Source organism: Kitasatospora sp. NPDC096147 (assembly GCF_044763225.1).
Classification (GTDB): Bacteria; Actinomycetota; Actinomycetes; order Streptomycetales; family Streptomycetaceae; genus Kitasatospora.
The window spans coordinates 70,755-82,204 of sequence record NZ_JBIWFX010000012.1; the positions used below are offsets into that span (position 1 = coordinate 70,755).

10 protein-coding genes and 1 pseudogene are annotated in these 11,450 nt (G+C 74.9%); 3 read left to right on the forward strand and 8 right to left on the reverse strand.

The genetic code is table 11. The features are described from left to right. Nucleotides 1-63: 63 nt before the first annotated feature. On the forward strand, nt 64-1,644 hold the full coding sequence (gene hutH, locus ACIRBX_RS29550; RefSeq protein ID WP_402301433.1) for a histidine ammonia-lyase: 1,581 nt from the start codon (nt 64-66) through the stop codon (nt 1,642-1,644). A gap of 375 nt (nt 1,645-2,019) precedes the next feature. On the opposite strand, the gene ACIRBX_RS29555 is transcribed toward hutH, so the two are convergent. Beyond that, nucleotides 2,020-2,403, reverse strand: coding sequence for a hypothetical protein (locus tag ACIRBX_RS29555; RefSeq protein ID WP_402301436.1), 384 nt, complete (start codon nt 2,401-2,403; stop codon nt 2,020-2,022). Between the two features lie 198 nt (nt 2,404-2,601). Here ACIRBX_RS29555 and ACIRBX_RS29560 point away from each other — a divergent pair, with 198 nt between their 5' ends. Continuing rightward, nucleotides 2,602-3,471: a MurR/RpiR family transcriptional regulator gene (locus tag ACIRBX_RS29560; RefSeq protein WP_402301439.1), complete on the forward strand. Its 870-nt coding sequence runs from the start codon at nt 2,602-2,604 to the stop codon at nt 3,469-3,471. 132 nt (nt 3,472-3,603) lie between these two features. On the opposite strand, the gene ACIRBX_RS29565 is transcribed toward ACIRBX_RS29560, so the two are convergent. After that, nucleotides 3,604-4,083, reverse strand: a complete 480-nt coding sequence (locus tag ACIRBX_RS29565) for a hypothetical protein (protein ID WP_402301442.1) — start codon at nt 4,081-4,083, stop codon at nt 3,604-3,606. Nucleotides 4,084-4,104: 21 nt separating this feature from the next. Then, a complete protein-coding gene (locus ACIRBX_RS29570; RefSeq protein WP_402301445.1) occupies nt 4,105-5,289 on the reverse strand; it encodes a macrolide family glycosyltransferase in 1,185 nt (394 codons plus the stop codon). A 128-nt stretch (nt 5,290-5,417) separates the two neighbouring features. Here ACIRBX_RS29570 and ACIRBX_RS29575 point away from each other — a divergent pair, with 128 nt between their 5' ends. Continuing rightward, nucleotides 5,418-6,011 carry a TetR/AcrR family transcriptional regulator gene (locus ACIRBX_RS29575; RefSeq protein ID WP_402301448.1) on the forward strand — a complete coding sequence of 198 codons (594 nt, stop codon included), beginning with the start codon at nt 5,418-5,420 and terminating at the stop codon, nt 6,009-6,011. Nucleotides 6,012-6,014: 3 nt separating this feature from the next. Here the strand turns inward: ACIRBX_RS29575 and ACIRBX_RS29580 are convergent, their stop codons facing one another. The 5 genes and pseudogenes from ACIRBX_RS29580 to ACIRBX_RS29600 all read right to left on the reverse strand — a co-directional run bounded on the left by ACIRBX_RS29580 (nt 6,015) and on the right by ACIRBX_RS29600 (nt 11,386). Further along, nucleotides 6,015-6,362 (reverse strand): hypothetical protein, encoded by a 348-nt coding sequence (locus ACIRBX_RS29580; RefSeq protein ID WP_402301451.1) that lies wholly within the window; start codon nt 6,360-6,362, stop codon nt 6,015-6,017. A gap of 731 nt (nt 6,363-7,093) precedes the next feature. Beyond that, nucleotides 7,094-8,278, reverse strand: a pseudogene (locus tag ACIRBX_RS29585) (diguanylate cyclase domain-containing protein); the annotation flags it as partial. Between the two features lie 138 nt (nt 8,279-8,416). After that, nucleotides 8,417-9,523, reverse strand: a complete 1,107-nt coding sequence (locus tag ACIRBX_RS29590) for an adenylate/guanylate cyclase domain-containing protein (RefSeq protein ID WP_402301454.1) — start codon at nt 9,521-9,523, stop codon at nt 8,417-8,419. A gap of 179 nt (nt 9,524-9,702) precedes the next feature. Beyond that, nucleotides 9,703-10,521 (reverse strand): biotin--[acetyl-CoA-carboxylase] ligase, encoded by an 819-nt coding sequence (locus tag ACIRBX_RS29595; protein WP_402301718.1) that lies wholly within the window; start codon nt 10,519-10,521, stop codon nt 9,703-9,705. A gap of 115 nt (nt 10,522-10,636) precedes the next feature. Next, nucleotides 10,637-11,386, reverse strand: coding sequence for a hypothetical protein (locus ACIRBX_RS29600; protein WP_402301457.1), 750 nt, complete (start codon nt 11,384-11,386; stop codon nt 10,637-10,639). Nucleotides 11,387-11,450: the final 64 nt, after the last annotated feature.

The following is an 11,450-nucleotide window of genomic DNA, read 5'->3' on the forward strand; positions in this document are numbered from 1 at the left end:
CCGGAAGAGCTGTTCGGCCCGACCTTGTTGTCATATCTTCATTCAGCTGATGTCATGGTGCATATGGATATGCACACTGCTGTGGACCCTTCCGCTCCGGTGATCGTCGTCGGCAAGGCCGACGTCAGTGCCGAGGACGTCATCGCCGTCGCCCGGGGCAACGCCCGGGTCGAGATCGGGCCGGACGCGCTGGCCGAGATGGCGACCGCGCGGGCCCGGATCGAGGCGCTGGCCGCCGAGCCCCGGCCGGTCTACGGGGTGTCCACCGGCTTCGGCGCGCTCGCGGTGCGGCACATCAGCCCGGAGCTGCGGGCGCAGCTCCAGCGGTCGCTGGTGCGCTCGCACGCGGCGGGCATGGGCCCCGTGGTGGAGCGCGAGGTGGTCCGGGCGCTGGTCTTCCTGCGGATGAAGACCCTCGCCTCCGGCCGCACCGGTGTGCGCCCGCTGGTCGCGCAGACCATGGCCGCCCTGCTGAACGCCGGAATCACCCCCGTGGTCCGGGAGTTCGGCTCGCTCGGCTGCTCCGGCGACCTCGCCCCGCTCTCGCACTGCGCGCTCGCCCTGATGGGCGAGGGCACCGCGTACGACGCCGAGGGCGTGGAGCGCCCGGCCGGCGAGCTGCTGGCCGAGGCCGGCATCGAGCCGGTCGAGCTACTGGAGAAGGAGGGCCTGGCCCTCATCAACGGCACCGACGGCATGCTCGGCATGCTGGTGATGGCGCTGGCCGACCTGGCCCGGCTGTTCACCACCGCCGACATCACCGCCGCGATGTCGCTGGAGGCGCTGCTCGGCACCGACAAGGTGCTCGCGCCCGAGCTGCACGGCCCGATCCGCCCGCACCCCGGCCAGGCCCTCTCGGCCGCCAACATGCTGGCCGTGCTGGCCGGTTCGGGCCTGACGGGGCACCACCAGGACGACGCGCCGCGGGTCCAGGACGCCTACTCGATCCGCTGCGCCCCGCAGGTGGCCGGCGCCGGCCGCGACACCCTGACCCACGCCCAGCTGGTCGCCTCCCGCGAGCTGGCCGCCTCGGTCGACAACCCGGTGGTGCTGCCCGACGGCCGGGTCGAGTCGAACGGCAACTTCCACGGCGCCCCGGTCGCCTACGTGCTCGACTTCCTGGCCATCGCCGCCGCCGACCTCGGCTCGATCTCCGAGCGGCGCACCGACCGGCTGCTCGACAAGGCCCGCTCGCACGGCCTGCCGGCCTTCCTGGCCGACGACCCGGGCGTGGACTCCGGCCTGATGATCGCCCAGTACACCCAGGCCGCCCTGGTCAGCGAGAACAAGCGGCTCGCCGTGCCGGCCTCGGTGGACTCCATCCCGTCCTCGGCGATGCAGGAGGACCACGTCTCGATGGGCTGGTCCGCCGCCCGCAAGCTGCGCCAGTCGGTGGACAACCTGGCCCGCATCCTGGCCGTCGAACTGACCGCCTCCGCCCGGGCGTTGGAGATCCGCACCGACAACGGCAGCGGCCCGCTGGCGCCCGCCACGGCCGCTGCGGTGGCCGCCGCGCGGGCGGCGGGGGTCGGCGGGGCCGGTCGCGACCGGTTCCTCTCGCCGGACCTGGAGGCGGCAGCGGCCTTCGTCGCCTCCGGCGCTCTGGTCGACGCGGTCGAGACCGTCACGGGCACCCTGGCCTGACACCGTGGCGCCCCCGGCGGACGGACCCGGCCGGGGGCGCACGGACGGCAAGCGGTGCCGCCCCGCTCCCCGGCAGGGCCGTCCCCTCGATGGGGTCGACTGTGACACCGTGCGGCTCCGCCGCGTGGGCGGGCGTCGCCGAAGGGCCCTCCGGCCCGATGCCGGGCAAGGAGGGCACGTGCTCCGGCAGCGCCCGCCCGGCCCCGTCACGGAGACGCCCCCGGCACCACGCGCCCGCGTGGTAGAACGGCGGCACCCGACTGACGGTGGGTCAACGGCCGGCGGGTCAACGGCCGTTGGGCCACCTGCCGGTCCACGCCCGACCAGCCGAGCCACACCCCCGGGTCGCTGCGCGAACGCACCGGGCCCCCGGAGTCACCAGTCGTCGCGGCGCCGCTTGAAGTCCGGGCGGTGGGAGGAGAGGGCGTTGGCCATGTTGACGCCGACGATGCCGATCCAGCAGACCACCAGGCCCCAGACGCCCCCGGTGCCGCCGGCCACGCCGGAGAGCGGGATGCCGAGGGCGAGCGAGACGATCGGCAGCTTCGGTCCGCCGCCACCGCCGCCCTCACCGCCGCCGCGCCGGCGCCGTCCGTCGAGCTGCTCGGAGACGCGCTGCTCGACCCGGGCGTCCAGCCGCGAGTCCAGCCGGGCCAGGAAGGAGTCGACGATCTCCGCCTCGTACTCCTTGCCCAGCTCCTTGCGGGTCAGCACCGCCGCGTCCAGGTCGCGCTTGAGTTCGTCCTGCCGAGAGTCCATGCGCACCAGCGTCCTCCCCTCCCCCGCGCCCGGTCCACCGTCCGGTACCGGTTTCGGGGGCGGCTCAGGGGTAAATCAGGGACACCCCGGAGTCGGCCGTCCGATCCCACTGTTCGATACTTCGTTGCCCGGCGTTCGGCGTTGCTGCACAGTCTCTGACGTTCCGACCGCCGCCCACCCAGCCCGGAGGATGCGCCGATGACCAGCACCGACGACAGCGGTTCCGTCGGCCCCTCCGCCAAGCTGCTCCAGCTCTTCGACGGGCACCGGCTGACGCCCACCCAGCGGCGGATCGCGCACTCGCTGGTGCGGCACGCGGCCGAGGCGCCGTTCCTGTCCAGCGTCGAGGTGGCCGAGCTGGCCGGGGTGAGCCAGCCGTCCGTCACCCGCTTCGCGGTGGCGCTCGGCTTCGACGGGTACCCGGCGCTGCGCAAGCAGCTGCGCGAGCTCGGCGCGGGCGAGCAGGGTGCGCCCGAGTCGCCCTCCGACGTGGTGCGCAACGAGCACCAGCAGGCCGTGCTGGCCGAGATCGGCCACCTGCGCCACCTGGCCGAGCTGCTGGCCGATCCCGAACCGATCGTCCGGGCCGCCCGGCTGCTGGCCGCCTCCCGGCCGCTGCCGGTGCTGGGCCTGCGGGCGGCCTCCGCCCAGGCCCGGGGCTTCGCGTACTTCGCCGCCAAGGTGCACCCGGACATCCGGCTGCTCGACGAGGGCGGCTCGATGCTGGCCGACCGCCTGGAGCAGGCAGCGGCGGCCGGAGCCACCGCGCTGCTCTGCTTCGCCCTCCCCCGCTACCCCCGCGAGCTGATGGACGCCCTGGTGGTGGCCCGGGACTGCGGCCTGACCGTGCTCACGGTCGCGGACAGCGCCTTCGCCCCGGTCGCCAAGCTCTCCGACCTGATGCTGCCGGCCGCGGTCGGCACCGGCCTGGTCTTCGACACCGCCTGCGCCCCGATGATGCTCGGCCGCGTCCTGCTCCAGACCATGTGCGACGACATCCCCGGCGCCGAGGCCCGGCTGGAGGCGATCGAGCAGTCGGCCGCCGCGCGGGGGCTGTTCCTCGACTAGGAGCTGACCCCTCGTCGGGGAGCGGCCGTGACACCGTGCGGCGACGGCGCTCGGGCGGACGACGACGTCCACGTGTCTCGGCGGCGCCGGGCCCCCGGGCCGGGAGCTGACCCGGCGTCACTCCCGTCGGCGTCACTCCCGCCGGAGGTCCTCCGGCCGGGGGCGGAGGCCGGCGACGAACGGGCCGACCGCGAGGGCGAGCAGCAGGGCCGCCCCGGCCATCGGGAGGGCAAGGCCGACCGCTCCGCCGTACCAGCCGCCCTCGCGGCCGGAGAGCAGCAGCAGGGCGTTGGCGGCGAGGTGCCCGGTGGCCAGGGCGAGGGTGAGCACCAGTAGCAGCGGGGCGAGCAACTGGGCGGTCTGGACAGCCCGAAGGGTCCGGGCCGGGGTGCCGACCACCACCAGCGAGGCGACCTGGCGGCGGCGTTCGGCGGCCCGGCCGAGCGCACTGACCAGGAAGGCGACGACCCCGAGCAGGAAGCCGACCCGGATGCCGGTGTACACCACCCCCCGGTGCACCCGGTAGGACTCCAGTCCGTTCAGGTCGAGGTCCAGCACGCTGAGGGTGGCAGCAGGCGCCACCCCGGCCAGCCCGGCCGCGAAGCGGTCCACGCTGCCCGCATTGACGGTCCCTCAGAGCGCCGCCTCGATCAGGTCGGCGGTGTGCGCCGTCCCCCCGGCGGTGCGGAGCTCCTCGCGGATCGCCGCCAGCCGGGCCGCCACCCCGGGGTCGGCCGTGAGGTCGAGCAGGGCGGCGCGGAGCGCCTCCGGGGTGGCCGCGTCGGTGTCCAGGCGGCGGCCGACGCCGAGCTCGACCAGGCGGTCGGCGTTGGCGTACTGGTCGACGCCCTGCGGGACGGCGATCATCGGGACGCCGCAGTACAGGCCCTCGGTGGTGCCGCCCATGCCGGCGTGGGTGACGAATGCATCGGCCTGCTCCAGGATCGCCAACTGCGGGACCCAGGAGTGCAGTTCGACGTTGTCAGGGACGGGGCCGAGGGCGGCCGGGTCAACGTGGCTGCCGATCTGGAGCACCACGTGCCAGCCGGGCAGCTCGCCGAAGGCGCGCAGGCAGGCCCGGTAGAAGTCGGGCTGGTCGGTGTAGGCCGAGCCGAGCGAGACCAGCAGGACCCGCTCGGCACCGGCCGGGCGGGCCCAACTCCCCTGGTGGGAGCGGTCGCCGAAGGCCGGGCCGACGAAGGTGTACCGCGCGGGATCGACCCGGTCGGCCTGCGGCTGGAGGGCGCGCGGGATGAGCACCAGGGAGCGGTCGGGCCGGCCGAGGAAGTCCATCGGCTCGATGCCGGTGACGCCGTTCTCGGCCAGCCAGCCGCGGAACGCCGCCAGGTGGGCACCGCCGTCGGAGCGCAGCGCCTCGCCCAGCTCGGGCACGTCCTGGTCGAAGCCCTCCCAGGCGACGAAGGTGGGCGAGAGCTGGAGCGCGGGCACGCCCCAGTTCGCCGCCAGCACCCGGGCCGGGCAGCCGGCGATGTCGTAGAGGAACAGATCGGGGCGGTCGCCCTCGAACGCCTCCCGGAGCACCGGCAGCATCGCCCGGGCGTCGGCCAGGAAGAGCCGCTGCACGGCGAGCGGGTCGGCCGGCCAGTCCCCCTCGCCCTCCCCGGTCAGCGGGAGGGTGGTGCGGTACGGGACCAGGGTGGCACCGGCGCCCTCGATCAGCTCCGCGAAGGCGGGGTCGTTGGCGTAGCTGACCCGGTGGCCCCGGGCGGCCAGCTCCCGGATCACCTCGATGCTCGGGTTGACGTGGCCGTGGGCCGGGATGGAGACCATGGCGATGTGGGCGGGGCGGCGGGTCATGCGGACTCCCGGTGCGACAGGGATGAGTGAGACGAGACGATCCGTCTCGCTTGACGCCCAGCATGCCCCAGGGCCGACGGACCGTCAAGACGAGACGTTTCGTATCGTCGAGCTGCTAGCATCGCCGCATGACCTCGAAGACCCCGGACCCGGCCCGCCGCAGCGAGCGCTCCCGGCAGGCCATCCTCACCGCCGCCGCCGAGCTGACCATCGAGCTGGGCTACGCCAAGCTGACCATCGAGGCGATCGCCGCCCGCGCCGGGGTCGGCAAGCAGACCATCTACCGCTGGTGGCCCTCCAAGGGCGCGGTGGTCTTCGACGCCCTGCTCGCCACCAACGCGGACGAGGCCGGCAGCCTGGCCCTCCCGGACACCGGGGACCTTGCCGCCGACCTCCGGGTGCTGCTGCGCGGCACCGCCGAGGAGATGTCCACCCCGTTCTACGACCAGGCCGGACGGGCGCTCACCGCCGAGGTGCTGACCGACCGCCAGCTGCTGGGCGAGTACAAGGAGCGGCTGCTCGGCCCGCTGCTCGCGGTCACCGAGGAGCGGCTGCGCAGCGCCCGGGCCGCCGGGCAGGTGGCCGAGGACGCCGATCTGGCGCTGGCCGTCGAGCTGCTCTACGGCCCGCTGTACTACCGCTGGCTGCACGGCCTCGGACCGCTCGACCAGGGCTACGCGGACGGCCTGGTCGAGCAGGTGGTCCGGGCACTGCGCCCCTGACCGTCAGCGGCGCCCGCGGCGGCGCAGCAGCAGCCAGACCACCACCGCGACCAGCAGGCCCGCCAGCAGCACGACCAGCAGGATCGCGATGAAGGAGAAGCCCTTCTTCTTCTTGCTCTTGGTCTTGCTCTTGCTCTTGGCGGTCTTGCTCTTGGCCAGCTCGCGGACCGCCTCGGTCCGGACCGCCGGGCCGCCCAGCACCACCACGGCCCCCTCTGCGGAGGCACCCTGAGCCATCGTCAGGGTGAGCGGGGCCCGCGATCCGGTCGTGCTGGCACTCGCGGTGGTGGTGGCCAGCCCGCCGAAGGCGAGCGCCAGCATCAGCATGGTGGCGACGATTCGTCTGTGCATGTCCCCCGTGTACCCCGTTCCCGCCCGGCCACGGCGGCGGGCGACCCACCAACTCTGGCACGGGGCACGGCCGGGCGACAGGCACCGGACGAAGCCGTGACGGAGCCGGGACGACCGTCCGCCCCGGCGGATCACGGGGGCGGCGAGGCCGGGCCGGAGAGCGCGACCGCCACCAGGGCGCGCAGCGCGGGGGCGATCTGGCCGAACGGCAGGGTCGCCTCGTCCGCGAACAGCTCCACCAGCCAGCCCCCGGCCGCGTTCTGACCGCCCGCCACCACCATCGCGCGGTAGCCGCTGACCATCATCATCGCCTCCTCCGCCGGGTCGTTCCCGGCCGCCCCGGCCCGCAGCGCGAACGCGCCGCCGCGCACCGCCCGCCTGGTCAGCGGGTAGTGGCCGAGGTCGAAGACGGCGTCCGGGGCCTCGATCCGGGCCCGCTGGGTCTCCGCGCCCGAGCTGGTCGGACCGCTGGTCATCCGGTACACCGCGTGCTGGGCGGTGCGCATGAACTGCGAGCCCGGCGGCACGTACGAGATCCACCAGCCGACCGCGTCCAGCAGCCGGGAGGCGGTCTCCGCGACCACCCCGAGTCGGCTGATGGTGTCGGCGGGGTGGCTGGCCCGGCCGGCGCCGGTCCGGTCCAGGGCGCCGAGCACCGCGCTGAGCAGCTGGCCCGGGTCGGCGCTGTGCGCCGCGCCCCGGAACCGGCGGCGGTCCGCGGTGCCGGCCCGGGCGCCGGCCCGCCGGCCGTCGGCCCGGTGGTGCGGGTCGGCCGCGTCGGCCAGCAGCACCGTCGGGTCGGGCGAGAAGCCGGGGCCGTGGCTGCGGCCGGCCACCACCGGGTGGGCGGCCCGGGCCGCCTTGGCCCGGTACTGGGCCGCGTCGGCCAGCCGGAACAGCCGGTCCGGGGTGGTCACCGGCCCGATCGAGTCCCCGGTCGAGGCCACCCCGCAGGCCACCCCCTCGCCGTCGGCCAGCTGGAGCGCGCGGGCACACAGCTCCTCCGCCACCGCGACCACCTCGTCCGCCTTCTGACCCTCCGCCAGCAGGCAGAACTCGTCCCCGCCGAGCCGGGCCGCGAGCGCCCCCGGCAGCTTGGCGGCGGCCAGCGAGAGCTGGTGGGCGAAGCGCTCCAGCAGCCGGTCGCCGACCTCGTGGCCGAGCCGGTCGTTGACCCGCTTCAGGCCGTTGACGTCGCAGACCACCAGCGAGATCACCGCACCGCTGCGGTTGTGCTCCTGGAGCGCCGCGTCCAGTCGGGCGTCCACCGCGCGGCGGTTGGCCAGGCCGGTGAGCGGGTCGGTGAAGGCCAGCCGGCGCAGGTCGGCGAGCCGCTCGGTCTGGGCCAGGCCGGCCGAGATCTGGGCGGCCAGCAGGGTGGCGTACTCGGCGTCCGGCTCGGTGAAGACGGCCAGGCCGGCGGTGCGGGCCAGGTAGAGCTCGCCCCAGGCCTGGCCGTGCAGCACGATCGGGGCGACCAGGCAGCACTCGCGGCCCCGGCGGCGCAGACCGGCGGCGCGCTGCTGGCAGAACGCGCCGGCGCCCGGGTGTGCGTGCGGGGTGTGCGGCTCGTGGTTCTCCGCCGTCTGGACCCAGGCGCGCGGAAGGCGGCCGGTGGTCCAGTGCTCCTCCAGGTAGGTGACGATCTCCGGGAAGTCGGCCACCGGGTAGGACTCGTCCTCGGGCAGCTCCTCCTCCCCTGGGGCGAGGTCGCCGTGGTTCACCAGCACCCGCAGCCGGCCGGACTCGCGGTCCCAGACCGAGACGGCGGCCATCGTGGCGCCGAGCGCGGTGGTGGCCCGGACGGCCGCCGCCCGGACCGCCTCCAGCGGGGTGAGCGCCCCGGCCATGTCCTGGGCCAGCTCGACCACCGCGCGCAGCCGCAGGTCCGACGGTGCATGCACGCACTCGGTCATGGTCGCCTCGCTCACCGGTTCGCCTCGCCCAGGGGTGGTGGTGGAATCTGCCCGTTCTGCACCCAGGTTATGGCGGTGAATGGAGACTATGTCCGATTTGTCGTAACGAAACTGCGCGGCCGCCCCGCTCCGGGCCCATCAGCCGAGCTGAGGGATGCGGCCGAGCCGGGTGAGCAGCCAGGGTTCGACCAGGCCGAGGCCACGGACCGGGCGGCGCCACATCGGCTGGAGGTGGAAGCGGTGCGGACCGGTGACGGGCTGCTCCTCCAGCGGGGAGGGGGCCGCCGCGCCGGAGTGCTCCAGGGCGGCGGCGAACTCGCCGTCCAGCAGGACGGCGTCCTTCGGGGCGATCGAGGTGAGGCGGCTCGCCAGGTTGACCGTGGTGCCGAAGACGTCGCCCATCCGGGAGGTGACGGTGCCGAAGGCCATGCCGACCCGCAGGGCCGGGATGTTCTCGGTGTCGGCCAGCGTCTCGATCAGCGAGAGGGCGATCTCGGCGGCGGTGGCCGGGTCCTCGGAGACGTAGAGGATCTCGTCGCCCAGGGTCTTCACCACCCGGCCCCCCTGACCGGCGATCAGGTCGGAGCAGGTGTTCTCGAAGGTCTCGACCAGCTCGCCGAGCTCCTCCTCCTCCAGCCGGCGGGAGAGCCGGGTGAAGCCGACCAGGTCGGCGAAGCCGACCGCGAGCCGGCCACTGGTGATCTCGGTGTCCTCGGCGGCCTGCACCACCCGCCCGGTGACGGCGGCGAGCTGACGGCGCCACACGTAGACCAGGAACTGCTCCAGTTCGGGCAGCAGCAGCTCGACCAGCGGGTAGGCCACCTCGGCCCGGGTCAGGCCCGGCTCGACGGCCTGGGTGAGGTTCTCCAGGAAGGTGTCCATCTGCCAGCCGGCCAGCCGGGCGGTGGTCTGACCCGTGGAGCGGGCCACCTGGATCGCCATCGACTCGCTGAGCAGACCCGACTCGACCAGGCCGGCCAGGCGGCGCAGTGCGATCACGTCCCCGTCGGTGAGCGCCCGGGACTGCCCGATGTCGGGGAAGCCCATCGCCCGCCAGAAGCGGGTGGCCAGCTCCATCGGCACGTCGGCGGCACGGGCTGCCTGGTACGGCGTGTACCGGCGCGGCGCGTCCAGGATCAGCCGCTCCAGGTCGAGCGCGACCGTCTGACCGTGTCCGTCGTCCTGCCCGCCGCCGCCTGCGTCCACCACCGGTCCGTCCCCGTGCGGGTGCCGCACTTGCCTCATGTCCTGCCTGTCCAGGGGCGACCGACCACCACGCGGGTAGTGGTGCGCCTCACACCGCTGCCAGGGGGAATCGTCGCACGGAATTTCCCGATCCGGGGCATCCACCCGAAGCCGACCACTGGACGGACGCCCCGGGGTCCACGAGTCGGACGGTCCCGGGGCGCTGACCTGGCAGCCCGTCAGGACGGCTGCGGACGGACGTGCACCACGTCCCCGGCGGCCACCGGGTGGCGGGTGCCGTCGGGGGTGCGGACCACCAGCCGGCCGTCCCCGTCCACCGCCACCGCCTCGCCCGACAGCTCGCGCTCTCCCGGGAGTTGGACCCGGACCGGGCGGCCGAGGGTGGTGCAGCGGGCCGCGTACGCGGGCAGCAGGCCACTGGCGTGCGGATCGCCGGCCGCCTCGACCCACTCGCCGTAGAGCTCGGCGAAGCCGCGCAGCAGGGCCCGCAGCAGGGTCTCCCGGTCGGTCACCGCCGCGCCCGCCAGGGCCAGCGAGGTGGCGGTCGGGACGGGCAGCTCGGCCTCCCGGAGCGAGACGTTCAGGCCCAGGCCGACCACCACCGCGCCGTCGGCCAGCTCGGTCAGGATGCCGCCGAGCTTGCGCTCCTCCCCGCCGACCACGGCCTGCAGGTCGTTGGGCCACTTCAGCCCGGCCTCCACCTCGGCGATCCGCTGCAGCACGCCGGCCGCCGCCACCCCGACCAGGATCGGCAGCCAGCCGTACCGGTGCACCGGTACGCCCTGCGGGCGCAGCAGCAGCGAGAGGAAGAGGCCCGAGCGGGCCGGGGCGGACCACTGCCGCTCCAGCCGGCCGCGCCCGGCGGTCTGCTCCTCGGCCACCAGCACCGCGCCCTCCGGCGCCCCCTCCTTGGCCCGGGCCACCAGATCGCTGTTGGTCGAGCCGGTCTCCGCCACCACGTCCAGCGCGGTCCACAGCGCGCCCGGCACCAGCAGGTCGCGGCGCAGCCCGGCCTGGTCCAACGGCGGCCGGTCCAGGTCGGTCCAGGGCGAGGGGCCGTCGTGGCCGAAGCCGCGAAGGCCGCTGCGGCGGGGGCGGGGGGTCTCGTCGGCGCTCTCGGTCACCGGGCCAGCGTACCGATCCGACGGGGCGTCAGCTCGCCTCGAAGACCCCGGCCTCGTGCGTCACGGTGTCGAGCCGGACGGTCCGGTCGGCGGGCGGCACGACCGCGGTCACCGGGCCGCCGTGGTCGCGGAACCTGAGCTCGACCGAGCTGCTCGCGCTCACCGATCCGTCCTGCAGCACCACCGGGCGGTCCCCCTTCGCGACCACCACCGTCCGGCCGCCGGGGAACGCGACCTCGTACCCCTCCCGGCCGGCGACGGTGCGCGAGCCGCCGAGGGTCGCACCGTCCTCCTTCAGCGGATCCACCTCGGGGTCGAAGTAGTACCCGATCGAGCGGCAGATGCCGGCCCCGTCGAAGAGGTCGTCGGCGCCCTGGCCGGTGACGTACCTGTCGCCGTACCGCTCCCACGCCTGCTCCAGGCCGGAGGTGTCGAACACCGAGCGCTCGCCCCGGTACCAGGCACCCTGCGGCGTGCGGATCACCTCCACCCTGCCGATGCCGAGCGGCTTGCCGCTCTTCGTGATGGCGCCGACGCAGGTGCCGGCCGCGTCCACCGAGAGCGTGCCGGTGTAGACCGAGTTGCCCTGCCGGCTGTCGAAGTCGACGGTCACCGAGCGGCTCGCGCGCAGCGCCTCGGCGGCCTTGCCGACCAGGCCCGCCGGGTCCGGCGCGGCGGCCGGGGCCGGGGCCGGGTCGGCGGTGCAGCCGACCGCGGTCAGCAGGACGGCGGCGGTCAGGCAGGCGACGGGCAGGGCGGCAGGACTGGTCGGGCGCATGGACGGAGTTCCCCCGGGACTGGTCGTGAGCCGCCACATCGTTCCGTAGGAACACGCCGAATGA